Below are 22,388 nucleotides of genomic sequence, written 5' to 3' on the forward strand. Positions count from 1 at the left end.
GTCCGTCTAATCCGACTACACTATTCAGTATCTCGAACAATAATGGCTATTGAAAATGGACCAGCTCACGGCCATGCGCGCGTTTCTCCGCGTTGTCGAAACCGGCAATTTCACACGTGCTTCCGCTTCGCTCAATATGCCCAAGGCGACCGTCACCAATCTCATCCAGGGATTGGAAGCGCATCTGCGCACCAAGCTGCTCAATCGCACGACGCGGCGGGTTCTGGTGACCCCGGATGGCGCGCTCTATTACGAGCGGGCCGCGCGCCTCGTGACCGACCTCGATGAGCTCGACGGCAGCCTGTCGAGCGCCCAGACGCTGCCGAAGGGGCGGCTGCGCGTGGAGATGGCAAGCGCCATGGCCAATCTCATCGTTATCCCGGCTCTGTCCGAATTCCACAAGCGCTACCCTGACATCCAGATCGATCTCGGCGTCTCGGACCGCACCGTCGACTATGTTGCCGAGAATGTCGACTGCGCCATTCGTGTCGGCACCCTGACCGACCAGTCGCTGATTGCCCGGCGCATCACCGACATGAGCTTCGTCGCCTGCGCGGCACCCGACTATCTCGACCGTTGCTCGACGCCGCAACATCCCTCCGATCTTTCGAAGAATTGTTATGTCGTCGGCTATTTCCGCCCGCAGACCGGCCAGCAGATGCCGTTCTATTTCAAGCGCGGCGCGGAAGAGATCGAGGTTCATGGTCGTTATGCGGTGGCCGCCAACGAATCGACCACCTATCTCGCCGCCGCCCGTGCCGGCCTCGGTGTCATCCAGGCGCCCCGCTTCATGGTGCGGGAGGATCTTGAGACCGGCGCGATGCGGAGGGTGCTGCAGGACTGGCAAATCGAATCGATGCCGATCTATCTCGTCTATCCGCCGAACCGACACCTGAGCAGCCGTCTGCGCGTCTTTGCCGACTGGGTGGTGAAAGTGATCGCCCAGTCGCAACTCGACGGCGAATAGGCCTATTTGCCCCGCTCGGCGTCGTAGCGCGCGCGCGCCGCGTCGAGAGTGCCGAAATGCGTCTCGGCCCAACGGTCGAGCACCAGCAGGGTTTCGCTGAGCGAACGGCCGACAGCGCTGAGGCTGTATTCCACATGCGGCGGCACGGTCTTCTTGTCCTCGCGAATGACAAGGCCGTTCCGCTCCAGTTCCTTCAGCGTCTGCGTCAGCATCTTCTGCGAGACGTCGCCAAGCCGGCGCATCAGCGCGGCGTTGCGCATCGGCCCTTCTTCGAGCGCCGAGATGATCAGCATCGCCCATTTGCTGGCGATCAGCTCCAGCGCATGCCGCGAGGAGCAGGTCGGGTCGAAGACATCCGGAATGGAGGTGATGGGTGCTTCGAGCGGGTCTGTCGAGATTTTCATAGTTACCAAAAGGTGCGTAATTGCTATCCAGTGCCTACCCTACCAGATTGTTCTCCAGATGGAAATTTCGATGGAGACGGTAATGGCATGGATCATCCTGATAGCGGCGAGCCTGATTGAAATCATCATGGGCCTGGCGCTCAAATATGCCGAAGGCTGGACGAAACTGGTGCCGAGCGCGATCGGCATCGCAGCGGCGCTCGGCAGCGTCTACCTCCTGACGATCGCCATGCGCGACCTGCCGGCCGGCACTGCCTACGCCGCCTGGACCGGCATCGGCTCAGTCGGCATCACGGTGCTCGGCATCGTGCTTTTCGGGGATCCCGTCTCCTGGATGCGGATCACCTGCATCGCGATGATCATCGTCGCCGTCGCCGGCCTGCGCTTCCTCGAAGCCTGATACGGCCAGCCGCCGCAACTGCAGACAAAAAAAAGCGCCGCGATTTGATCGCGGCGCTTTTTGATTTGGGCTGACGCCGTTGCTGCGGCAAGCTTAGCTCTGGCGGTTCTTGGCGTTGTTGCCCTTGGGCTTCGGCTTGAAGCCGCCGTCCTTGCCGGCGTTCGGCTTGGCCTTCTTTTTAGTCCAGGCGTCGCGGTTTTCCGGCGGCTTGTCGTCGGTGTGGGCCGGGGCGGCGGCGTAAGCCGGCTTCTTGTCGAACTTGCGCTTCGGCTTGAAGTCGCCGTCACTGCGTGCCGCATCGTCCGAATAGGGGCGCTTCTTGGCAAAGGCCGGTTTGTCCTTGGAGAAACCTGGCTTGTCCTTGGAGAAGTTCGGCTTGTCCTTGGAAAAACTCGGCTTCTCCTGGCGCTGCTGCGACAGATCGGGAGCGCCCGGCAGCGTCTTCACCCGGATGCCCTTCTCCAGCATGCCCTCCTTGCCGATCGACGACAGGAAGCGCTCGGCTCCATCGGAGGTCATTTCGACGAAGGTCTCTTCCTGCTGCATGCGGATCGCGCCGATGTCGCGCTTGGTCAGCTTGCCGTGGCGGCAGAGCATCGGGATCAGCCAGCGCGGCTCGGCATTCTGCTTGCGGCCGACCGAGAGCGAGAACCAGCTGCCATCGCTGAAATCGGCGCGCGGCGCGTCATAGTCTTCGCGCGGTGCAGACTTCTCATCGCGGCGCGGCTTTGCGCGGCTGTCGCCGACGGCAACCTCGATCAGGTCTTCCGGGGCCGAGCGGCCAGAGCGGAACTGGCGCACGAAGGCGGCAGCCATCTGCTCGGCACCATGAAGCTCGATGAGCGCGCGCACGATCGCCTCTTCGTCTTCGCGGATCGGTTCGGCAAAGCTCGTGTCGGCAAGCAGGCGCTCGTCGTCGCGGCGGCTGACCTCGTCGGCCGACGGCGGGCGGGCCCAGTTGGCGGTGATCCGGGCGTTTTCGAGCAGGCGCTCCGCCTTGCGGCGCTGGCTCACCGGCACGATCAGGGCGCTGACGCCCTTCTGGCCGGCGCGTCCGGTGCGGCCGCTGCGGTGCAGCAGTGTATCCGGGTTGGTCGGCAGGTCGGCGTGGATGACCAGTTCGAGGCCCGGCAAGTCGATGCCGCGGGCGGCAACGTCGGTGGCGATGCAGACGCGGGCGCGTCCGTCGCGCATGGCCTGCAGCGCGTGGGTGCGTTCGTTCTGGCTGAGTTCGCCCGACAGAGCCACCACCGAGAAGCCGCGGTTGTTGAAGCGGGCAGTCAGATGGTTGACGGCTGCACGGGTCGAGCAGAAGACGATCGCATTCTTCGCTTCGTAGAAGCGCAGGACGTTGATGATCGCGTTTTCGCGATCGTTCGACGCAACGGTCAGGGCGCGGTATTCGATGTCGACGTGCTGCTTCTGCTCGGACGCGGTGCTGATGCGCACGGCGTCGCGCTGGTAGTTCTTGGCAAGCGTCGCGATCGAGCGCGGTACGGTCGCCGAAAACATCAGCGTGCGGCGGTCGTCGGGAGACTCCTCGAGGATGAATTCGAGGTCCTCGCGGAAACCGAGATCGAGCATCTCGTCGGCCTCGTCGAGCACGACGGCACGCAACGAAGAAATATCGAGCGAGTTGCGGCGGATATGGTCGCATAGGCGTCCGGGCGTGCCGACGACGATGTGGGCGCCGCGCTCCAGCGCGCGCTTCTCGGTGCGCATGTCCATGCCGCCGACGCAGGACGCGATCGTCGCGCCAGTCTGCTCATAGAGCCATTCGAGCTCGCGCTTGACCTGCAGCGCCAGTTCGCGCGTTGGTGCGATCACAAGCGCCAGCGGCGCGCCGGGCGCGCTGAAGCGGCGCTGGTCGCCAAGCAGGGTCGGTGCCAGCGCCAGGCCGAAGGCGACGGTCTTGCCGGAGCCGGTCTGGGCCGATACCAGCGCATCCTTGCCCGCCAGATCAGGATCGCGCATCGCCTGTTGAACCGGCGTCAACTCGTTGTAACCGCGTTTTGCCAACGCCTCGGCGATCGCAGGCGCGATCCCTTCGAATTCTGTCATCTCTCGTCTTTCGGATTTCGGTTTTCGCGCCGGTAAACGAACAAGACCTTGGATCAGGTCGTCATCAGGCGCCGATTGCCGCGGCCAGCATCTTATCGCCGGCCTGTTCATGGCGCGCTACATACGCGTTCGGGCCCGAAATGTACAGTGCGCCGCTCAAGCGCCGGGTTCATCGCTGGTTTGGCCGAATTCGTTCGGCCCCTCGGTGCCCGGCCAGAGACAGAGCGCGATGAAGACGATGGGGCTCAGGACAGGGATGAACAGGCAGATCGCCAGCGGTCCGGGATAGCCGATATCGTGCAGCCGCTTGATCGCCAGCATGGCGATCGAGAGCGTGGAAACGATGCCGGACACGATCAGCGCCAGCGTCCAGAGCGCCAGCGCGGTCCTGTGGTTCTCGTTGGCGAGCATCTGCGCGACGACGAAACCGCCTATCAGCAGCCAGAAAAGCCAGGACAGGAAAAAGGGCAGGCGGGTGATGCGGCCGGAGGGGCTGAAGAACAGCCAGATCATGCTCGGCCGTCGCCCCTCCGGTGTCATCGGATCAGTCTCGAAGCAGTTCGTTGATGCCGGTCTTGGAGCGGGTCTTCTCGTCGACGCGCTTGACGATGACGGCGCAGTAGAGGTTCGGTGCCGGCTGGCCGTTGCCCATGGTCGAGCCCGACGGCATCGAGCCGGCGACGACGACGGAGTAGGGCGGGACTTCACCATAGGTCACTTCGCCGGTGGCGCGGTCGACGATCTTGGTCGACTTGCCGATGAACACGCCCATGCCGAGAACCGAGCCCTCGCGCACGATGCAGCCTTCAACGACCTCGGAGCGGGCGCCGATGAAGCAATTGTCCTCAATGATCGTCGGGCCGGCCTGCATCGGCTCCAGCACGCCGCCGATGCCGACGCCGCCGGAGAGATGCACGTTCTTGCCGATCTGGGCGCAGGAGCCGACCGTGGCCCAGGTGTCGACCATCGTGCCTTCGCCGACATAGGCGCCGAGGTTGACGAAGGACGGCATCAGGATGGCGTTCGGCGCGATATAGGCCGAGCGGCGCACGACGCAGTTCGGCACGGCGCGGAAGCCGGCCTTCTCGAACTCGTTGACGCTCCAGCCGTCGAACTTGGAGGCGACCTTGTCCCACCAGACGGATTCCCCCGGGCCGCCCCGGACGATTTCCATCGGGTTGAGGCGGAAGGAGAGCAGAACGGCCTTCTTCAGCCATTGATTGACGGTCCAGTTGCCGTCGGCGCCACGCTCTGCCACCCGCACCTTGCCGCTGTCGAGCAGGTTCAGTGCCGTTTCCACGGCGTCGCGCACCGCGCCGCGCGTTCCGGTGTTTACGGAATCGCGGTCATCAAAGGCGGCGTCGATCGTCTGCGACAGGGAGGCGAGGTTGTGGTTCGTCATCGGAATTCCTTAAAGTTCGGCGGTTATCCTGCGAAAGCTCTACTGCATAATTCCGAAAATCGGAATCGATTTAAGGACAAAATTAGGCAGCGACGCGATGTGCGCCCGTGGGTGTTCTGTATCGGCTGGAATGCGCGGCGCCCGAGGCCCGTTCCGGAAAAGTTGGACCGCTTTTCGGCTCGACGCTGCCGGCAGGGCTTGGCAAGCGCGGTCGACTGCGGCATCAGGGGCATTCATGACCGATGAAACAGGATAGGACGCGTCCGCCCGAGATGCCGATTGTCCGGAACGCGACGGGAAAGACGATAGCATGGCACGCATGAAGAAGCGCAATCTGCGCCGTAAGGATGGGGTTTGGGATCCGCTGGCCGATAGCTCGCAGAGCCGGCAACGGGCGCAGACGGTGCCGGTGACGCCGCAGTCGGCCTCTCCTTCCTATCGCCTTGCCTATATCGACGACGATTTTCTCTGCCGCGAGGAACTGCGCCCGGTGCGGCTGCAGCTCGAACTCTTGAAGACCGAAATGATGCTGGAGGAGTACGGCATCAACTCGACCGTGGTGATGTTCGGTGGCGCGCGCATTCCCGAGCCGGGCGGCGACGCCTGGGCCGCCAGGAACGATATCCAGCGCAAGAACCTGGAAGCAGCCTCGGTCTATTACGACGAAGCGCGCAAGTTCGCGCAGATCGTCTCGGAACATTCCGCCAAGCTGCACTACAAGGAATATGTCGTCGTCACCGGCGGCGGGCCGGGTGTGATGGAGGCGGGCAACCGTGGCGCTGACGATGTCGGCGCGCCGTCGATCGGCCTCAACATCGTGTTGCCGCACGAGCAGGCGCCGAACCGCTTCGTGACGCCGGAGCTGTCGTTCAACTTCCACTATTTCGCCATCCGCAAGATGCATTTCCTGCTGCGCGCCAAGGCCGTCACGGTGTTTCCAGGCGGCTTCGGCACGTTGGACGAGCTGTTCGAAACGATGACGCTGATGCAGACCGGTCGCCTGGCGCTGGTCCCGCTCATTCTCTTCGGGGAAAAGTTCTGGCGCTCGATCATCAATTTCGAGGCGCTTGCCGAGTTCGGCACGATCGCGCCGAACGATATCGATCTGGTGCAGTTCGTCGAAACCGCCGATGAGGCCTGGGATATCATCTCCCGCTTCTACGAGACCGTCGATCCGCGGTCGGTGCCGATGGCGAACGGCAGGCGATAGCGCCTCTCCGGTAAACTTGCGAAGCGGTTTCGCTCAGGGGAGGCCATCTTCATTTCCTCCGGTTCTCGTGTATTTTGTGCCCATGCAGAACGACAATCGATCATCAGTCAGAAAAACAATCTCCCTCGCCCTGGGTGCCGCGATGACGCTTGCCGGAGCGATCGGGTTCCTGATCGAGAGCCTTCTTCGTCATTCGGTTTGATGCCGCCCTAAGCCCTGCATCCAAAACCGGAACCAGCGCCAGCAATCAATGCCGGCGAGCCAGTCGTTGAGCCAGCAGCCGCGCCTAGTGCTTCGGTAACGGCAATGCGTCAAAACAAGGATTGTGCATTTCCGCCGCCCTGTTTGACACGGAGCTTTCGACACCGCCGCGTGCCAATCCAGGCGCGCGGCGGTGTCGTCGGATACTCCTTTCACCGGGCGGCGGGAAAGGGCACCGATGGATCAAATTTTCTTGGTGAAGTCGGCGGCGTCGATGACACCGTCGCCGTTCTTGTCACGACGCTTGAACATTTTTTCTGAAGCACTTGCGACCTCGGCAGCGCTCAAAGAGCCGTTGCCGTCGGCGTCGACGCGCTTGAAGGCCTTTGGCCGCATGCCGGGCACCATGGCCGGCCGCGCGTCCTTCAGTTGGGCAAGGGCTGCGTCGCGCTCCTTGCCGTCCTTGCTCTTGGCTTCCTGCCAGGCCTTGCGGGCGTCGCGGAACGCCTGGCGCTTCGCCTGCATCTCGTCGGCACTGATCTGGCCGTCGCCATTGGTGTCGAATGCCTTGAAGTTCGCGGTCATGTGCGCCTGTAACTCGTCGAGTGACACCTTGGAATCGCTGTTGGTGTCCAGTCGCTTGATCATCCGTTCGGCCCGCTGTTCGGGCGTCATCTTGTCTCTGGCGGCAAATGATGGCGCAGCCAATCCGGTAACGGCGACGGCAAGGGCGGTTACGCCAAGGATCAGGGTTCTGTTCCGCATCATGCTTCCTTTCGATCGGGTTATGCCCGAACGAATGATAGGCAGCGGGACGGCGAGCACCAGTTAAACTTTGGTAATTTAAGTCTTTGGCGGGAAAGGGGTTTTTCCCGGGCCAAAATGTGTCGGGGTCAGAGGTCGGCGACCACGCGCCTGAGGAAGCTGGCGAGATCCTCGGTGACGTAATCGATCTGCTCGTCCTCGTCTCCGGACTGCTCCCAGGATTCGGCGAACTCGTATTCGAAGTTGCGCGGCACCAGTAGAACCGTCTTCATCCCGAGCGTTTTCGGAACCAGAAGGTTGCGCGGCAGGTCCTCGAACATGACCGCATTGCGGGTATCGACCCGGTGCAGGCTCATGAACTTGTCATAGGTTTCGCCGGCCGGCTTCGGCACGAAATCGGCAGCGACGATATCGAAGATGTCGTTGAAGTGATCGAGGATGCCGAGTGCGCGAGCGGTCATTTCCGCATGTGCAACGCTGCCGTTGGTGAAGATGAACTTGCGCCCCGGTAGCGCCTTGATCGCTTCGCCCAGCGTCGGATCCGGCGGCACGATGCTGTAGTCGATCGCATGCGCCTTTTCGAGGAAGTCGCTCGGGTCGATGCCGTGATGGATCATCAGGCCTTTGAGCGTCGTGCCGTGATCGCGGTAGTAGTCTTTCTGCAGCTTCTTCGCGTCCGCCGGCTCGAGCGACAGCAGCGCCGAAACGTAAGCCGTCATGTTACGGTCGATCTGCGAGAACAGATTGACGTGGTGCGGGTAGAGCGTGTTGTCCAGATCGAAGACCCAGTCGGTGACATGGGCGAATTCGTCGTGGGTCGGCAGGCGATCGAGCTTTTTCATGACCGCCTTATGACACGGGTATGGGCGGCCACCAAACGAGAAAATTCACCCCGCCGCACGGGCTACCCTACCGGCGCAGACGTTTCCACTTTGAATTGCCAAAACAACATGGCATCGTTCGGCCGGCGCGGCTTTGACGTAGGGGTTCCGGATGCCGATGTCGGACGAACTGTTTTACCTGCTGTTTCTGTTCGGATTCTACGCGACGACAGTCGTTACCTATTTCGCCCTGGGTTATGGCCTGACCTGGGTCAACGACCGCAATCCCGAGCGAAAGATTCAGAAGGGACGCGGTTCCGACAAGCGCCGCAGGGCGGAAGTCCGCCAGAGCCTGGTGTCGATGTTCAGCGCCTGCCTGCCGCTGACGATCGGCCTCTATGTCCAGCAAAAGGGCTGGGCGCCCGGGCCCTGGACCTTCAATTGGTGGGCGGCGGTGCCGCTCTTTGTCCTGTGCATGTTCCTCTACGATACCTGGTTCTATTTCATGCACCGGCTGCTGCACACCAAGTGGCTGTTTCCACTGCACGCCCTTCATCACAGAAGCGTCGCACCAACGATCTGGAGCACCTATTCTGAGGATTTCTTCGACAACTTCCTCTTGCAGAGTTTTTCAGCCGTCGTCGTTTTCGCCGTCCCGTTTCCGCCGGCGATCCTGATCGGGCACCGGTTGTTCGAACATTTCAACGGCATGTTCGGGCACTGCGGGTTCGAGTATTTCGCCTCATCGACGGCGCGATATCCGTCCCCTCTCTTGTGCACGACGTTCCACGACCAGCATCATTCCGGCTTCAAGTACAACTACGGCAACTACTTTTCGTTCTGGGATCGCGTGCTCGGCACGATCTCGCCGAACTACGATCAGCGCGTGAAGGCCTTCGAAGACGAAGGTCAGCCGCTCACGTTCAGTCGGGCGGTCGACCTGGCGGAAGTTCAGGAAAAGCCGGACTGATATCAGCGCAGGTTGGTATATATCGGCGAGACTGTACGGAGTTCTTGGCAATATCAGGACCCGCGTGCTAGCTCGCAGCCATGGAAACCTGGGTAATCATCACCGTCGCTGCGGCCTTCCTTCAGAATGTCCGCTCCGCCATGCAGAAACACCTGAAGGGCGTCATGGGCACGACCGGCGCGACCTTCGTGCGTTTCGGTTTCGGCCTGCCTTTTGCGTTGCTCTATCTCATCGTGCTCTGGCGCGTGGCGGGCCATCCGCTGCCGGTGCCGAACGGCACATTCTTCCTGTGGGCGGTCATCGGCGGGCTGGCGCAGATCGCGGCGACCTTCCTGCTGGTGCACCTCTTCTCCTTCCGCAACTTTGCGGTTGGCACCGCCTATTCGCGCACCGAGCCGGCCCAGGCAGCGCTCTTCGGCCTCATCTTCCTGGGCGAGCGGGCGAGCGAGGGCACGCTGGTGGCGATCGCCATCTCCGTCGTCGGCGTCATGCTGATTTCGGTTGCGCGTACGACGCTGAGCCCGCGCTCGCTGGTCACTTCGGTTTTCAGCCGCACGGCCGGGATAGGCCTTCTCTCGGGCACGTTCTTCGGGCTTTCGGCCGTGGCCTATCGTTCGGCCTCGCTGGTGCTCGCGCCCAGCCTGCCGGCACCGGATTACATGATGCAGGCGAGCTTCACGCTCGGCTTCGTCATCCTGCTGCAGACGGTGGTGATGCTGATCTGGATCGTGCTGCGCGAGCCGGCCGAGCTGAAGCGCATTGCCGCTGCGTGGAAGCCTGCCTTCGTCGTCGGCTTCGTCGGCGCCTCCGCTTCCTTCGGCTGGTTCATGGCAATGACGCTGCAGCAGGCGGCGATCGTGAAAGTAGTGGCGCAGGTCGAGATGCTCTTCACATTCGCCTCGTCCTTCTTCATCTTCCGCGAGTGGATCAATCGTCTCGAACTCCTCGGCTGCCTCCTGATCGTGCTCGGCGTGGTGACGCTCGTGCTTATCTGAACTGTCGCCAAACCATCGCCGGAAAAATAGACGCCCGAAAACCGGCGCCCGTCCCTTCGCACACATGGTAGAAGGGCCGCATGTTGTTCGATCTTCCTTCCGACGAAACGCTTTACGATGCCCTGATTGCGCGCAGCACCGAATACGAGGGCGCTGCCTATGTCTGCGTCAAGACGACGGGCATTTTCTGCCGCCTCTCCTGTCCCGCTCGCAAGCCGAAGCGCGAGAACACCATCTTCGTCGGCTCGATCGGCACCTGCCTCGAAGCCGGCTTTCGCCCGTGCCAGCGCTGCAAGCCGCTTGCAACCGTCGGTGCCAAGGATCCGCTGGTCGATGACCTGCTGCAGGCACTGGAGGCAGCACCCGAACGGCGCTGGACCGAGGACGACCTGGTTCGCCGCGGCCATGATCCGTCGACCGTTCGCCGCGCCTTCAAGCGCAATCTCGGCATCACCTTTCTCGATCTTGCCCGACATCGGCGACTGGGCCTTGCCGCCCGCCAACTCGCCGAGGGCGGCCGGGTCATTGATGCGCAGATCGACGCCGGATACGAATCGCCGAGCGGCTTTCGCGCCGCCTTTGCCAAATTGCTCGGCGAAGCGCCGGCTATGTCGCAGGGCCGTGTGCTGCTGTTTGCCGACCGCATCGACACGCCGCTTGGCCCGATGGTGGCGGTCGCCGACAAGACCCATCTGCACATTCTCGAGTTTCACGATCGCAAGGCGTTGCCGACCGAGCTCGAAAACCTGAAGCGCAAGACCCGCTCGGCGATCGTCCCAGGCCGCACGGCGCCGATCGACCAGATGGAGGCGGAGCTGAAAGCCTATTTCTCGGGCGATATCGCAGAGTTTCGCACGCCCCTGGCGCCTGGCGGCACTGCCTTCGAGCGTGAGGTCTGGGCAAGGCTCGTGAAAATTCCGCTCGGAGAGACACGTTCCTATGGTGACATCGCGCGCGAGGTCGATACGATCCAGGCCGTGCGTGCCGTGGCGAAGGCCAACGGGTCCAACCAGATCGCCATCGTCATTCCCTGCCACCGCTGCATCGGCTCCGATGGTTCGCTGACGGGATATGGCGGCGGGTTGTGGCGCAAGCAATGGCTGCTGCGGCACGAAGGCAAAATGAAACCTGTGGGATTGTTTGCGGAGGAAATGCAATGAACCAGACTGAAAAGGCCACCGAATTCGCCGCTCTGCATCGCAAGGGCGATCCGGTGGTGCTCTACAATATCTGGGATGCGGGCAGCGCCAAGGCCGTGGCCGAGGCTGGAGCCAAGGCGCTTGCGACCGGCAGCTGGTCGATTGCCGCCGCGCATGGGTTTGGCGATGGCGAGAAGGTTCCGCTGGCGCTGCTTACCGATATCGCCCGGCTGATCGTCGCCTCGACCGAACTGCCGGTCACGGTCGATTTCGAGGGCGCCTATTCCGACGACCCGGCAACGGGGGCTGCCAATGTCTCGCGTCTGATCGACGTCGGCGCCATCGGCATCAACTTCGAAGATCAGGTTGTCGGCAAATCCGGCGTGCATGCGGTCGAAAAGCAGGCCGCCCGCATCCGCGCGATCCGCGAAATGGCGGACCGCCGCAGTGTGCCGTTCTTCATCAATGCCCGCACCGACCTGTTCCTGCAGGAAAGCGATGCTGGCCGCCATGCCGGTCTTGTCGATGAGGCGATTGCGCGCGGAAAGGCCTTTGCCGAAGCCGGCGCCAGCGGCTTCTTCGTGCCGTGGCTGGTCGATGCCGCGCTGATTGCCAAGGTCTGCGCCGCTTCGAGCCTGCCGGTCAACGTGATGATGCGGCCGGGTGCGCCGGACCTGCAGACGCTCGCCGGCGCCGGCGTCGCACGTGTCAGTTACGGACCTTTCCCCTACCGGGCGATGATGGAAAAGCTGAAGCAGGAGGCCCAGGCCGTTTATCAGGCCTGATCAATCAGCCCAAAACAAAAGCGGGATGCGGCCTGAAAACCGCATCCCGCTTTTTCGTGTTTTCGGTTTGCTGTCGATCAGGGAACGATCAGCGTGCCGGCACCGCGCTCGGTGAAGATTTCGAGCAGCACGGAATGCGCCGTCTTGCCGTTGAGGATGACGACGCCCTGGACGCCGGCCTTGATCGCATCAATGCAGGTTTCGACCTTCGGGATCATGCCGCCGGAAATCGTGCCGTCGGCGATCAGCGCCCGTGCCTGCGCTACGGACAGTTCCTTGATCAGCTTGCCTTCCTTGTCGAGCACGCCGGGAACGTCGGTGAGGAACAGGAGCCGCGTGGCGTTCAGCGCACCGGCAATTGCACCGGCAAAGGTGTCGGCGTTGATGTTGTAGGTGTGCCCGTCGCGGCCAGGTGCCACCGGCGCGATCACCGGGATCATCTCCGAGCGGGCGAGCAGGTCAATCAGGGTACGGTCGACCTCGACGACCTCACCGACGAAACCGAGATCGAGCACGCGTTCGATGTTGGAATCCGGATCCTTGATGGTCTTGCGTGCCTTTTCGGCAAAGACCATGTTGCCGTCCTTGCCGCAAAGGCCGATCGCCCATTCGCCGGTCTGGTTGATGAGGGCGACGATTTCCTTGTTGATCGAGCCGGCCAGAACCATCTCGACGATCTCGACGGTCTTTTCGTCGGTGACGCGCAGGCCGCCTTCGAACTTCGATTCGATGCCCATCTTCGTCAGCATCGCGCCGATTTGCGGGCCACCGCCGTGCACGACGATCGGGTTGACGCCTGACTGCTTCAACAGAGCGATGTCGCTTGCAAAGGCTCGGCCCAATTCGGCGTTGCCCATGGCGTGGCCGCCATATTTGACGACGATCGTCTTGTTCTCGTAGCGCTGCATGTAGGGCAGGGCCTGGGTGAGCAGGCGTGCCTGGATTTCACTTTCATTAGCGGACATGGCGGACCCTCGAAAAATACCGGCTGCTGTTTAACGCAAGTTTCCCGTCGATGGAATGATCGGCGAGCAACATAAAACAGCAATGACGATGCGCGCTGGCGGATAGCGATTTGTGCTCTATGTCCTATCTCAAGAATGCATCGGGTCGGGTTGGCAATGATCGACGAGGAAATTTCCGGACTGCTCGGCCGTGTTGCGCTCAGGGATCGTGCGGCCTTTGCCGAACTTTACCGGCTGACCAGCCCGAAACTTTTCGCCATTTGCCTGCGTATCCTGAGAGACCGAAGTGAAGCGGAAGAAACGCTCCAGGAAATCTACGTCAGAATCTGGCAGCACGCCGACCGTTTTTCGCCCGGCCAGTCAACGCCGATGTCCTGGTTGGCGGCGATTGCGCGCAACCGTGCCATCGATCTGATCCGGGCGCGAAAACCCGTAGCCAACGCGATTGACGAAGCCTACGATTTGGCTGATCCTGCTGCCGATCCGGAAAAATCGGCAGTGGTCAGAGCAGAGGGCAGGCGGATCGATGCGTGCATGGAGGAGCTCGAAACCGATCGGGCGGACGCCGTGCGGCGTGCCTATGTCGAAGGTCTGAGCTACCAGGAACTGGCTGAAATGTACGCTGTGCCGCTGAACACGATGAGGACTTGGTTGAGGCGCAGCCTGTTGAAGTTGAGAGAGTGCATGGAGCGATGACAGCGTCCACCCCAGACAAAGGAGATTTCCGCCGCGACGAGGTGATCGCCGGGGAATATGTGCTGGGTGTGCTATCCGCCGACGACCGCCGCAAAGTCGAGGCCCGCCTTGCATCCGACCGCAATTTCGCCGCCATGGTGACGCGCTGGCAAAACAATCTCTCCTCCTTCGACGAAGCCTATGATCCCGTCGTGCCGCCGGCGCGGATTTTCGCGGCGATCGAGCGCCGGCTCTTCGAAACGGCCCCGCCTGCCGCGGCCCCGGTGCGGGCAGGCATATGGCAATCGCTTGCGCTCTGGCGTGGTCTCGCACTCGCCTCGCTTGCTGCCGTCGCCGTCATGGGCGCGTCCATGGCAGGGCTGTTTGCACCGCCGTCCGGCGGCCGGCCGCTTGTCGCCGAAATGACCGGCAAGGGCATTTCGGTCGATCTCGTCGCCCGTTTCGATCGCGAGACCGGCCATCTCCGGGTGACGCCGGTTGCCGCACAGCAGGCCGAGCAAAAATCGCTGGAGCTGTGGCTCATCAACGGCGACAACCCGGCCGTTTCCCTCGGCGTGCTGCCCCAGACCGGCGAAGGCGAGATCATCATCGCCCCGGCCATGCGCGGGAAATTCTCGCGCGGTTCGGTTCTGGCCGTCAGTATCGAGCCGCTTGGCGGTTCGCCGACCGGATCGGCCACCGGCCCGATCATCGCGCTCGGCAAGGCCCGCGATCTCTAACTCAGCGCACGCGGGCCTTCCCGGTCCTGCAGCGTCGGTCGCTTCTCACGTCGTTTTTCGCCCAACCGACCGGCAATCCGAAAATTCCTGAAACTCTTTTTCCAAGGCTTCCGTTGCTTGTCATGTTCCCGGGGAGGGAACGGCAATTTCAACGAGGCGGCTGGGTGTCGCCTCCCTGACAGGTTCAACAGGAAGGAAGACCAAGATGTTCACCTATGGAATCCGTTCGTTCGCTGCCATCACCATACTGACCGCAAGTGCGGCAATCGCCCATGCCGAGAACCCGATGGTCGGTGGCGCGGCGATGTATGCGGACAAGAATATCGTCGAAAACGCCGTCAACTCGAAGGATCACACCACGCTGGTGGCGGCGGTCAAGGCGGCCGGGCTGGTCGAGACCCTCCAGGGCAAGGGGCCGTTCACCGTCTTCGCGCCGACGAACGAGGCTTTCGAGGCCTTGCCGACCGGCACGGTCGACACGCTCCTGAAGCCGGAAAACAAGGACAAGCTGACCAAGGTTCTGACCTGCCATGTCGTCTCCGCCGACGCGATGTCCTCGGCGATCGCCAAGATGGTCAAAGGCGATGGTGGCGAACACGACGTCAAGACGGTTGGCGGCTGCGTTCTCCAGGCCAAGGATGACGGCGGCAAGATCACACTCACGGACGAGACCGGCGGCACGGCCACGGTCACCATCGCCGACGTCAAGCAGTCAAACGGCGTGATCCACGTTATCGACAAGGTGCTGCTGCCGAAGGGCTGAGCTCTCGCTTCCTCCGGATCGCCGCGGCAGACATTCGCAGGCGATCCGCCGCCGGGGTCTCATCCGTGGCGCGCCGGCGCTTCTGCCACCGATCGCTTGCGATCGGTGGCCTTTCAACCCGGCTTCTTCACGGCGCTTTGATCGGTCTTGTTTTGCCGCGTGACAGGCCGGCCGCTATCTTCGACCTCGGCAGCGTCAAGGGGCATGACAAGGAGGGTTCGATCGTGAACCGGCGGAATTTTCTGATTTTTGGCGGGACACTAAGCGTGATCGCGATCGCGGCGGCAAAGGGGTTTCCGCTGGCGGCGCGCCCAGCCTCGGCCGAAACGTTCGAGGTCACGAAGACCGATGCCGAATGGCGGGCGATCCTGACCGACGAACAGTATCGGATACTGCGCCAGGAGGACACCGAGCGTCCGTTTACCAGCGCGCTCAACAATGAAAAGCGCAAGGGCACGTTTCAATGCGCCGGTTGCGCGCTCCCTGTCTATTCCTCCGAAGCCAAATATGACAGCGGCACCGGTTGGCCGAGTTTCTGGCAGTCCCTGCCGGGCGGCGTGGCAACGCGCGAGGACAACGCACTGTTCATGACGCGAACGGAATGCCACTGCCATCGCTGCGGCGGACATCTCGGCCACGTCTTCGACGATGGCCCGCCGCCAACCGGCAAACGCCATTGCATCAATGGTTTCGCGCTGACATTCGTTGCGGCGAGCGCCTAGGAGCACTTCCAGGAGAAGTGCGAAGCGGTTTTCCGGCAGGAAATGCGCGAAAACAAAAAGATGGTAGTTCTGCGACTCCGTTTAAGCCGAACGCACTAGCGCCCGTTCCTGCGGTCGACGATGCGCCCGCAGGAAGATCGCGCTGATGCGGCTCAGAACGTTCCGGCTTGCGGCGAAGGCGTCTGGGCGTCGGAGAGCGCCGCCTGGAGCTTCTGCTCCTGCTCGGGCGACAGCGATGTTTTCAGCACGCGGCCGCGCAGGCCTGAGAATTCGGCCAGGACCTTTTCCGGCTGCACCTTGCGCACCAGGACGAACAGCGCCGACGAGTTGTTCGGGATGGTGTTGCCGAGCGACTTGATGAATTCGTCGTCGATGCCGTAGTCGGTCAGCGAGCCGGAGAGCGCACCGGCGCCGGCGCCGAGCGCGCCGCCGATGGCAAAGCCAGCGAGTGGATTGAGGAACAGCAACCCGACGAGCCCGCCCCAGATGGAGCCGGACAAGAGACCGGAGGTCGCCCCGATCGCGGTCAGGTTGAGGCTCTGCTTGAGGTGGACCTTGCCTTCTGCGTCGCGCACGACGACGACGGCGTCCTCGAGATCGATCAAATATTCCTTCTTGAGGCCGGCGAGCTTGACGAGAACCTTGTCGGCCTCTTCAGGCGTGTCGAATCCCACAACGATCAAATCGGACATGTGTCTCTCCTATCCTTGACGCTATCGCGCAAGGAAACGCGCGACCGCACGGCAGAGATAGAGCGGTTTGCATGTCAGAGTAGTGACGGAGATCAAAGACTTTCGGGCGATCGTCGCTCTCAGCGCGAAAGCGCAAGCTCGATCGTCGCGCGAAGCTCATCGATGCCCTCTCCCTTTTCCGAGGAGGTGGAGAGGATTTCGGGAAATGCGGCGGGGTGCTTCTTGATCTTCTCGAGCGTCTCGGCGATCAGCCGCGGCACGCCGGCGGCCTTGATCTTGTCCGTCTTGGTCAGGATGATCTGGTAAGAGACGGCCGCCTTGTCGAGCAGCGACAGCACGTCCTCGTCGTTCTTCTTGATGCCGTGGCGGGAGTCGATCAGCACGTAGACGCGCTTCAGCGTCGCGCGGCCGCGCAGATAGTCGAACACCAGTTTGGTCCAGGCATCCACCTGTTCCTTCGGCGCCTGGGCATAGCCGTAGCCGGGCATGTCGACCAGCGCCATCGGCGGCAGATCGCCCGCTTCACCGGAATAGCCGTCGGGCACGAAGTAGTTGAGTTCCTGGGTGCGTCCGGGCGTGTTGGATGTGCGCGCCAAGCCCTTCTGGCCGACCAGCGCATTGATCAGCGACGACTTGCCGACATTCGATCTGCCGGCAAAGGCAATTTCGGTCGGTCCTTCCGGCGGCAGGAACTTCATCGCCGGGACGCCGCGAATGAAAATCCACGGCCGGCCGAACAGCGGCTTGTCGTCTTTTGTCTTTGTGTCGGCCATCGATGTTCATTCCTTCGTCAAGATTGGCTTTGGCTTCACGGTTTTGGCCGGCGATGTCAAGCTTTCGGCTCGGCGCAGCTATCGAACCGGCGGGATTTGCTGGCGCAGCCCCTCGACGGTGAGCTTAGAGCGGCCGAACGAAAAAGCCCCGGACCGAGGTCCGGGGCCTTGTGAAGGCTCTGTCTGCCGGCGTCACTCCGCCGGCTTGGGTTTCTTCGAGAACAGGTTCTTCAGATTGTCGAACAGCTCGATCTTCACGCCCTGGCGCTTCATGATGATCGACTGCTGCAGCACCGAAAGCGTGTTGTTCCAGGCCCAATAGATCACCAGACCGGCCGGGAACGAGGCCAGCATGAAGGTGAAGACAACGGGCATCCAGGTGAACAGCATCGCCTGGGTCGGATCGGGCGGCGTCGGGTTCATGCGCATCTGCACGAACATGGTGATGCCCATGATGATCGGCCAGACGCCGAGGTGCAGGAAGGACGGCGCGTCGAACGGCAAGAGGCCGAAGAGGTTGAAGATCGTCGTCGGATCCGGCGCGGACAGGTCGTGGATCCAGCCGAAGAACGGTGCGTGGCGCATCTCGATGGTGATGTAGATCACCTTGTAGAGCGCGAAGAACACCGGGATCTGGATGAGGATCGGCCAGCAGCCCGCGAGCGGATTGATCTTCTCGTCCTTGTAGAGCTGCATCATTGCCTGCTGCAGGCCCATGCGGTCGTCGCCGAACTTCTTCTTCAGCTCTTCCATCTTCGGCTGAACCTTCTTCATGTTCGCCATCGAAGAGTACTGCTTGTTGGCAAGCGGGAAGAACAGCAGCTTGACGACGATTGTCGTCGTCAGGATGGCGATGCCGAAGTTGCCGAACAGACGGAAGAAGAAATCCATCATTTTGAACATCGGCTTGGTGATGAAGTAGAACCATCCCCAATCGATCAGCTTGTCGAAGTTAGGGATAGAATAGGCGGCCTCATAGTTGTCGACGACGGGCACTTCCTTGGCGCCGGCAAATACGAGGTTCTTGAGTTCCGAGGACTGACCGGCGGCAATGGTGATTGCGTCGCTCTTGTAGTCGCTCTGATAGCGGGCGCGGCCATCTGTGAAGTGCGAGAAGCGGGTCTCGTAAGGCGTCGCCTGCGGCGGAACGATCGTTGCGGCCCAATACTTGTCGGTGATGCCGAGCCAGCCGCCCGTCGCCTTGCCGGGTTCGATCGCCTTGTCGTCCTCGATCTTCGAATAGCCGACTTCCTGCAGGCCATGATCGCCGATGACCCCGATGAAGCCTTCATGCAGAACATAGACGCTCGGTGTCGTCGGCTTGTTGAAGCGCGTCACACGACCGTAGGAGGAGAGCGACACCGGTTCTGCGGCACCGTTCTTGATGCTGTCGACCACCTGGAACATGTAGCGTTCGTCGATCGAGATCGTCCGGTTGAAGGTGATGCCCTTCTCGTTGGTGAAGCTCAGCGTCACCGGCGTTGCGGGCGTCAGCTTGTCGCCGCCCGAAAGCGTCCACACGGTCTGCGGGCCGGGCACGCTGCCGCTTGCCGCATCGCCGACATAACCGATTTCGGTGAAGTAACCGTCGGTGGTCTCAGCCGGGCTGAACAGGGTGATGATCGGGCTCTGCTTGCTGACGGTCTCGTGATAGGCCTTGAGCTTGAGATCGTCGAAGCGCGCGCCGGTCAGGTTGATGGAGCCGGAAACCGCAGGCGTGTCGATGGCAACGCGCGCCGACTTGGCAAGCGCCTTGTCGCGGTTTTCGCCCGTCCCGGGAACTGTGCCGCCAGGCAGGGCCTGACCGGTCGCCGGCTGTTGAGCCGTGGTGCCCGGCTGCGATTGGGTCTGCTGAGCCTGCTGGGCCTGCAGCGCTTCCGCAGCGATGCGTTCCTTTTCCATCTTCGGATTGACGTAAAGGAACTGCCAGGCGACGAGGATCAGCACGGACAGGCCAATCGCCACGAAATAGTTGCGGTTTTTTTCCATCATTGTTTCCTGGAACCGGCCGGCGGCCGCTTCTGTTTCGGCTTGTTTTCGATGCGCTCGCCAAGCCCCCGGGTCAAGGCGTCGAAGGGGGCATTCAGGAGATCGCGTCGGGCGACAATCACATAGTCGTGTCCGGGTTTCATTGCAAACCCGGCGGAAAGCCGCACCGCCTCTTTCAGGCGTCGGCGCATCCGGTTTCGCTCGACGGCATTGCCGTGTTTCTTGGTAACGGTGAAGCCGACGCGGGCCTCTCCCTCCGGATCGTTGCGGTCGAGCACTTCGAGGAGAAACAGCGGGCCTCTACGGCTTTCTCCTGCCCGAACGGCCAAAAACTGCGGACGGCTTTTCAGCCGCCCGACAGTCGTTTTGTCTTTATCTGACGTCATGTGCCCGGACACTGGTTTCGGGCAACTTCGGCTTAAGCCGAAAGACGCTTGCGGCCACGAGCCCGGCGGGCTGCGAGGACCTTCTGGCCACCCGAGGTGGACATGCGTGCACGGAAGCCGTGACGGCGCTTGCGAACAAGCTTGGACGGTTGGTAAGTACGCTTCATTTATTTTAATACCGCGGTGTGCGGCCCTTCTTGGGTTTGCATGTAGCAAGGAGCGTTTACGTTCCGGACATAGCTCCGCCTGTCGGGCAGGCAGGCTTGGCCGGACGTGGGCGGCTTATAAAGGCAAATTTCCCGGAAAGTCAATCACGCGAGGCCTTCGATGGGCAAAAGTGATCGCATCCCGATATCCGGGCGACCTCGATTTCGCAGGCACAAGCCGCGTCGCACTATCTCAGACTGGTAAACAGGGAGCTAACCGGCACTCCCCAGAATGCCGGCCGGCCACCGCGATCTTTATTAACCATGAATGTTTTAGCGTGACTGCGGTGCAATGAGGCCGCGACCCTTCCGATAACCGGGCAAGTCTTGCGGTGTCGTGGAGGCAGGGATGAAAATACGTGGTAAGATCAATCTGATCGTCGGGGTAATGAGCCTCCTGGCGATCGCGGTGACCGGCATGTCGCTGCTGGTGGTTTCTCAATACAACAGCCGGTTCCATCAGTACCAGAACGCTTCTGAGCGTGCCTTCAACGGCGAGCATCTCAATCGACTGGTGACCGGCGTCGTCATGGAAGCGCGCGGAATCTACGCAGCGCCCACCATCGAAAAGGCAAAGCCCTTCGCCGAAGGCATTCTGAAGAACCTCGAAAAAATCGATGCGCTGTTTGCCGAGTGGCGACCCCTGGTGCCGGCCGACAAGCTCGGCTCGTTCGATGCGCTGGTCAAGCGCGCTGAGGAGTTCAAGACGTTCCGCGTCGAAACCGCGCGTCTTGGCCAGGAGGTATCGCCGCAGGCGGCCAACGAGCAGGGCAACACCGACGCCAACCGCGCCAACCGCAAGGCCTTCCAGGGCGAGATCGACGCCGTCGTCGAAGCCAACCTGGCAACGCTCGAGACCGTCAAGGCTGACATCGCTTCGTTCGAACGTTCGGTCATCGTCATCATTCTCGGCATCGCCGGGCTCGGGCTCGCCGTCGGTATCGGCACCGCCTTCTATATCGGCACCAATCATCTGAGCCGTCCGATCCTCGATCTCACCGGCAAGATGAAGCTGCTCGCCGGCGGCGATCTTTCCGCCAACGTACCCTTTGCCGACCGCAAGGACGAAATCGGCGAGATGGCTGCGGCCGTGCAGATCTTCAAGCAGAATGGCCTTGCCGTTCGCGATCTCAACGCCCAGGAAGCGGCGCTGCGCGAAAAGAGCGCCGATCTGCAGATGAGCATCGGCGTCGTCGTCTCGGCTGCGGCCGCCGGCGATTTCACCAAGCGCATCGGCAAGGACTACGAGAACGACGATCTCAATCGTTTTGCGTCGAGCGTCAACGAACTCGTCGGCAGCGTCGATGCCGGCATTGCCGAAACGCGCCGCGTCGTCGCCAGCCTTGCCGCCGGCGACCTGACCCAGAGCATGAACGGCCAGTTCCATGGCGCCTTCGCCGAATTGCAGAAGAACGTCAACGAGACGCTGTCGACGCTGCAGAAGACGCTGCGCGAAGTGCGTGTCACCACGGACTCGATCAACGGCAATTCGTCCGAGCTTCGCTCCGCCGCCGACGATCTGTCGAAGCGCACCGAGCAGCAGGCCGCAGCACTCGAAGAGACGTCTGCGGCACTCGACGAGATCACCGTCGCCGTCAGGAGTTCGACCGAGCGGGCGCAGGAAGCGACCGTAATGGTCAACGAAGCCAAGGAAAGCGCTGCCGAATCGGCCGCAGTCGTGCGCAACGCGGTCGAGGCCATGGGCCGGATCGAGCAGGCATCGAGCGAGATCGGCCAGATCACCAATGTCATCGACGAGATCGCCTTCCAGACCAACCTGCTGGCGCTGAATGCCGGCGTCGAGGCTGCCCGTGCTGGTGATGCCGGTAAAGGCTTTGCCGTTGTCGCTCAGGAAGTTCGCGAGCTTGCTCAGCGTGCGGCCAGTGCTGCCAAGGACATCAAGGCCCTGATCTCGAAGTCGGGCTCGGAAGTCGCAACCGGCGTCCGGCTCGTGCAGGAAACCGGCGCGGCGCTTGGCGAGATCGAGGAGCGCGTGCTCAAGATCAACGATCATATCCACTCGATCGCAACGGCCGCACGCGAACAGTCGACCGGCCTCGGCGAAGTCAGCACCGCCGTCAACCAGATGGACCAGGTCACCCAGCAGAACGCCGCCATGGTGGAAGAGGCGAATGCCGCGACCCACAAGCTGTCGGCGGAAGCCAACAACCTTGCGAGCCTGATCGCCTACTTCAAGCTCGACGGCACTTCGGCGGCACGCACGATCGCACCGGCGCGGGAAACCAGCCGTCCGGTGGATTCGCCCGCCCGCCGGATGATGGGCAACGTCGCCCGCGCCTTCAGCGGCGGATCTTCGGCGGCCGTCGCCAGGGACAACTGGGAAGAGTTCTGATCCG

Annotated in this window: 24 protein-coding genes; 12 read left to right on the forward strand and 12 right to left on the reverse strand. The window is 62.1% G+C overall.

The window, feature by feature from the left end; all coding sequences use genetic code 11:
- Nucleotides 1–55: 55 nt before the first annotated feature.
- Entirely contained in the window at nucleotides 56–967 is a 912-nt protein-coding gene (locus tag IB264_RS01830; RefSeq protein WP_025425729.1) for a LysR family transcriptional regulator, read from the forward strand.
- A gap of 2 nt (nucleotides 968–969) precedes the next feature.
- Here IB264_RS01830 and IB264_RS01835 read toward each other — a convergent pair whose 3' ends face one another.
- The gene (locus tag IB264_RS01835; protein WP_051509149.1) at nucleotides 970–1,371 is read right to left on the reverse strand and encodes a helix-turn-helix domain-containing protein; all 402 of its coding nucleotides are present in this window, start codon (nucleotides 1,369–1,371) and stop codon (nucleotides 970–972) included.
- A gap of 82 nt (nucleotides 1,372–1,453) precedes the next feature.
- On the opposite strand from IB264_RS01835, the gene IB264_RS01840 reads away from it, so the two are divergent.
- A complete protein-coding gene (locus IB264_RS01840) occupies nucleotides 1,454–1,771 on the forward strand; it encodes a multidrug efflux SMR transporter (RefSeq protein ID WP_025425731.1) in 318 nt (105 codons plus the stop codon).
- Between the two features lie 93 nt (nucleotides 1,772–1,864).
- Here IB264_RS01840 and IB264_RS01845 read toward each other — a convergent pair whose 3' ends face one another.
- The 3 genes from IB264_RS01845 to dapD form a co-directional block, all read right to left on the reverse strand.
- Nucleotides 1,865–3,832, reverse strand: a complete 1,968-nt coding sequence (locus tag IB264_RS01845) for a DEAD/DEAH box helicase (RefSeq protein WP_025425732.1) — start codon at nucleotides 3,830–3,832, stop codon at nucleotides 1,865–1,867.
- Nucleotides 3,833–3,988: 156 nt separating this feature from the next.
- On the reverse strand, nucleotides 3,989–4,372 hold the full coding sequence (locus tag IB264_RS01850; protein WP_025425733.1) for a DUF805 domain-containing protein: 384 nt from the start codon (nucleotides 4,370–4,372) through the stop codon (nucleotides 3,989–3,991).
- A gap of 4 nt (nucleotides 4,373–4,376) precedes the next feature.
- Nucleotides 4,377–5,234 (reverse strand): 2,3,4,5-tetrahydropyridine-2,6-dicarboxylate N-succinyltransferase, encoded by an 858-nt coding sequence (gene dapD, locus IB264_RS01855; protein ID WP_025425734.1) that lies wholly within the window; start codon nucleotides 5,232–5,234, stop codon nucleotides 4,377–4,379.
- A 310-nt stretch (nucleotides 5,235–5,544) separates the two neighbouring features.
- On the opposite strand from dapD, the gene IB264_RS01860 reads away from it, so the two are divergent.
- Nucleotides 5,545–6,444: an LOG family protein gene (locus IB264_RS01860; protein WP_025425735.1), complete on the forward strand. Its 900-nt coding sequence runs from the start codon at nucleotides 5,545–5,547 to the stop codon at nucleotides 6,442–6,444.
- A 444-nt stretch (nucleotides 6,445–6,888) separates the two neighbouring features.
- Here the strand turns inward: IB264_RS01860 and IB264_RS01865 are convergent, their stop codons facing one another.
- Both IB264_RS01865 and IB264_RS01870 read right to left on the reverse strand, forming a co-directional pair.
- Complete coding sequence (locus IB264_RS01865; protein ID WP_158071680.1) at nucleotides 6,889–7,410, reverse strand: EF-hand domain-containing protein; 522 nt, start codon at nucleotides 7,408–7,410, stop codon at nucleotides 6,889–6,891.
- 128 nt (nucleotides 7,411–7,538) lie between these two features.
- Nucleotides 7,539–8,252 (reverse strand): pyrimidine 5'-nucleotidase, encoded by a 714-nt coding sequence (locus IB264_RS01870; RefSeq protein ID WP_025425737.1) that lies wholly within the window; start codon nucleotides 8,250–8,252, stop codon nucleotides 7,539–7,541.
- A 151-nt stretch (nucleotides 8,253–8,403) separates the two neighbouring features.
- On the opposite strand from IB264_RS01870, the gene IB264_RS01875 reads away from it, so the two are divergent.
- The 4 genes from IB264_RS01875 to IB264_RS01890 all read left to right on the forward strand — a co-directional run bounded on the left by IB264_RS01875 (nucleotide 8,404) and on the right by IB264_RS01890 (nucleotide 12,120).
- The gene (locus tag IB264_RS01875; RefSeq protein WP_225906198.1) at nucleotides 8,404–9,201 is read left to right on the forward strand and encodes a sterol desaturase family protein; all 798 of its coding nucleotides are present in this window, start codon (nucleotides 8,404–8,406) and stop codon (nucleotides 9,199–9,201) included.
- An 80-nt stretch (nucleotides 9,202–9,281) separates the two neighbouring features.
- Nucleotides 9,282–10,196 (forward strand): DMT family transporter, encoded by a 915-nt coding sequence (locus IB264_RS01880; RefSeq protein ID WP_025425739.1) that lies wholly within the window; start codon nucleotides 9,282–9,284, stop codon nucleotides 10,194–10,196.
- Between the two features lie 80 nt (nucleotides 10,197–10,276).
- Nucleotides 10,277–11,356 carry a bifunctional transcriptional activator/DNA repair enzyme AdaA gene (locus tag IB264_RS01885; protein ID WP_025425740.1) on the forward strand — a complete coding sequence of 360 codons (1,080 nt, stop codon included), beginning with the start codon at nucleotides 10,277–10,279 and terminating at the stop codon, nucleotides 11,354–11,356.
- A complete protein-coding gene (locus tag IB264_RS01890; RefSeq protein ID WP_025425741.1) occupies nucleotides 11,353–12,120 on the forward strand; it encodes an isocitrate lyase/phosphoenolpyruvate mutase family protein in 768 nt (255 codons plus the stop codon). Before IB264_RS01885 ends, IB264_RS01890 begins: the two co-directional genes overlap by 4 nt.
- Nucleotides 12,121–12,197: 77 nt before the next feature.
- Here the strand turns inward: IB264_RS01890 and argB are convergent, their stop codons facing one another.
- A complete protein-coding gene (gene argB / locus IB264_RS01895; RefSeq protein WP_025425742.1) occupies nucleotides 12,198–13,085 on the reverse strand; it encodes an acetylglutamate kinase in 888 nt (295 codons plus the stop codon).
- Nucleotides 13,086–13,241: 156 nt separating this feature from the next.
- Between argB and IB264_RS01900 the strand changes: the two genes are divergently transcribed.
- The 4 genes from IB264_RS01900 (at nucleotide 13,242) to msrB (ending at nucleotide 15,985) form a co-directional block, all read left to right on the forward strand.
- Complete coding sequence (locus IB264_RS01900; RefSeq protein WP_025425743.1) at nucleotides 13,242–13,781, forward strand: sigma-70 family RNA polymerase sigma factor; 540 nt, start codon at nucleotides 13,242–13,244, stop codon at nucleotides 13,779–13,781.
- Nucleotides 13,778–14,500 carry an anti-sigma factor domain-containing protein gene (locus tag IB264_RS01905; RefSeq protein WP_025425744.1) on the forward strand — a complete coding sequence of 241 codons (723 nt, stop codon included), beginning with the start codon at nucleotides 13,778–13,780 and terminating at the stop codon, nucleotides 14,498–14,500. The genes IB264_RS01900 and IB264_RS01905 overlap by 4 nt, the downstream gene beginning before the upstream one ends.
- A gap of 205 nt (nucleotides 14,501–14,705) precedes the next feature.
- Entirely contained in the window at nucleotides 14,706–15,263 is a 558-nt protein-coding gene (locus tag IB264_RS01910; RefSeq protein WP_025425745.1) for a fasciclin domain-containing protein, read from the forward strand.
- 266 nt (nucleotides 15,264–15,529) lie between these two features.
- Complete coding sequence (gene msrB, locus IB264_RS01915; RefSeq protein ID WP_371412231.1) at nucleotides 15,530–15,985, forward strand: peptide-methionine (R)-S-oxide reductase MsrB; 456 nt, start codon at nucleotides 15,530–15,532, stop codon at nucleotides 15,983–15,985.
- A 152-nt stretch (nucleotides 15,986–16,137) separates the two neighbouring features.
- Here msrB and IB264_RS01920 read toward each other — a convergent pair whose 3' ends face one another.
- The 5 genes from IB264_RS01920 to rpmH form a co-directional block, all read right to left on the reverse strand.
- A complete protein-coding gene (locus IB264_RS01920; RefSeq protein ID WP_025425747.1) occupies nucleotides 16,138–16,677 on the reverse strand; it encodes a DUF1269 domain-containing protein in 540 nt (179 codons plus the stop codon).
- Between the two features lie 119 nt (nucleotides 16,678–16,796).
- Nucleotides 16,797–17,450, reverse strand: coding sequence for a ribosome biogenesis GTP-binding protein YihA/YsxC (gene yihA, locus IB264_RS01925; RefSeq protein ID WP_025425748.1), 654 nt, complete (start codon nucleotides 17,448–17,450; stop codon nucleotides 16,797–16,799).
- 192 nt (nucleotides 17,451–17,642) lie between these two features.
- Nucleotides 17,643–19,439 (reverse strand): membrane protein insertase YidC, encoded by a 1,797-nt coding sequence (gene yidC, locus IB264_RS01930; RefSeq protein ID WP_025425749.1) that lies wholly within the window; start codon nucleotides 19,437–19,439, stop codon nucleotides 17,643–17,645.
- Nucleotides 19,439–19,837: a ribonuclease P protein component gene (gene rnpA, locus IB264_RS01935; protein ID WP_025425750.1), complete on the reverse strand. Its 399-nt coding sequence runs from the start codon at nucleotides 19,835–19,837 to the stop codon at nucleotides 19,439–19,441. Before rnpA ends, yidC begins: the two co-directional genes overlap by 1 nt.
- A gap of 20 nt (nucleotides 19,838–19,857) precedes the next feature.
- Nucleotides 19,858–19,992 (reverse strand): 50S ribosomal protein L34, encoded by a 135-nt coding sequence (gene rpmH, locus IB264_RS01940; protein ID WP_081788836.1) that lies wholly within the window; start codon nucleotides 19,990–19,992, stop codon nucleotides 19,858–19,860.
- 388 nt (nucleotides 19,993–20,380) lie between these two features.
- On the opposite strand from rpmH, the gene IB264_RS01945 reads away from it, so the two are divergent.
- Complete coding sequence (locus IB264_RS01945) at nucleotides 20,381–22,384, forward strand: methyl-accepting chemotaxis protein (RefSeq protein WP_025425751.1); 2,004 nt, start codon at nucleotides 20,381–20,383, stop codon at nucleotides 22,382–22,384.
- Nucleotides 22,385–22,388: the final 4 nt, after the last annotated feature.

The sequence above is a fragment of the Ensifer sp. ENS11 genome (assembly GCF_014851895.1).
GTDB classification, from domain to species: Bacteria; Pseudomonadota; Alphaproteobacteria; order Rhizobiales; family Rhizobiaceae; genus Ensifer; species Ensifer canadensis.

Excerpts from the sequence above, each read along its gene's own strand:
- IB264_RS01830 (WP_025425729.1), top strand. The coding sequence starts at position 56 with ATGGACCAGCTCACGGCCATGCGCGCGTTTCTCCGCGTTGTCGAAACC.
- IB264_RS01835 (WP_051509149.1), bottom strand. The coding sequence starts at position 1,371 with ATGAAAATCTCGACAGACCCGCTCGAAGCACCCATCACCTCCATTCCG.
- IB264_RS01840 (WP_025425731.1), top strand. The coding sequence starts at position 1,454 with ATGGCATGGATCATCCTGATAGCGGCGAGCCTGATTGAAATCATCATG.
- IB264_RS01845 (WP_025425732.1), bottom strand. The coding sequence starts at position 3,832 with ATGACAGAATTCGAAGGGATCGCGCCTGCGATCGCCGAGGCGTTGGCA.
- IB264_RS01850 (WP_025425733.1), bottom strand. The coding sequence starts at position 4,372 with ATGACACCGGAGGGGCGACGGCCGAGCATGATCTGGCTGTTCTTCAGC.
- dapD (WP_025425734.1), bottom strand. The coding sequence starts at position 5,234 with ATGACGAACCACAACCTCGCCTCCCTGTCGCAGACGATCGACGCCGCC.
- IB264_RS01860 (WP_025425735.1), top strand. The coding sequence starts at position 5,545 with ATGGCACGCATGAAGAAGCGCAATCTGCGCCGTAAGGATGGGGTTTGG.
- IB264_RS01865 (WP_158071680.1), bottom strand. The coding sequence starts at position 7,410 with ATGCGGAACAGAACCCTGATCCTTGGCGTAACCGCCCTTGCCGTCGCC.
- IB264_RS01870 (WP_025425737.1), bottom strand. The coding sequence starts at position 8,252 with ATGAAAAAGCTCGATCGCCTGCCGACCCACGACGAATTCGCCCATGTC.
- IB264_RS01875 (WP_225906198.1), top strand. The coding sequence starts at position 8,404 with ATGCCGATGTCGGACGAACTGTTTTACCTGCTGTTTCTGTTCGGATTC.
- IB264_RS01880 (WP_025425739.1), top strand. The coding sequence starts at position 9,282 with ATGGAAACCTGGGTAATCATCACCGTCGCTGCGGCCTTCCTTCAGAAT.
- IB264_RS01885 (WP_025425740.1), top strand. The coding sequence starts at position 10,277 with ATGTTGTTCGATCTTCCTTCCGACGAAACGCTTTACGATGCCCTGATT.
- IB264_RS01890 (WP_025425741.1), top strand. The coding sequence starts at position 11,353 with ATGAACCAGACTGAAAAGGCCACCGAATTCGCCGCTCTGCATCGCAAG.
- argB (WP_025425742.1), bottom strand. The coding sequence starts at position 13,085 with ATGTCCGCTAATGAAAGTGAAATCCAGGCACGCCTGCTCACCCAGGCC.
- IB264_RS01900 (WP_025425743.1), top strand. The coding sequence starts at position 13,242 with ATGATCGACGAGGAAATTTCCGGACTGCTCGGCCGTGTTGCGCTCAGG.
- IB264_RS01905 (WP_025425744.1), top strand. The coding sequence starts at position 13,778 with ATGACAGCGTCCACCCCAGACAAAGGAGATTTCCGCCGCGACGAGGTG.
- IB264_RS01910 (WP_025425745.1), top strand. The coding sequence starts at position 14,706 with ATGTTCACCTATGGAATCCGTTCGTTCGCTGCCATCACCATACTGACC.
- IB264_RS01920 (WP_025425747.1), bottom strand. The coding sequence starts at position 16,677 with ATGTCCGATTTGATCGTTGTGGGATTCGACACGCCTGAAGAGGCCGAC.
- yihA (WP_025425748.1), bottom strand. The coding sequence starts at position 17,450 with ATGGCCGACACAAAGACAAAAGACGACAAGCCGCTGTTCGGCCGGCCG.
- yidC (WP_025425749.1), bottom strand. The coding sequence starts at position 19,439 with ATGGAAAAAAACCGCAACTATTTCGTGGCGATTGGCCTGTCCGTGCTG.
- rpmH (WP_081788836.1), bottom strand. The coding sequence starts at position 19,992 with ATGAAGCGTACTTACCAACCGTCCAAGCTTGTTCGCAAGCGCCGTCAC.
- IB264_RS01945 (WP_025425751.1), top strand. The coding sequence starts at position 20,381 with ATGAAAATACGTGGTAAGATCAATCTGATCGTCGGGGTAATGAGCCTC.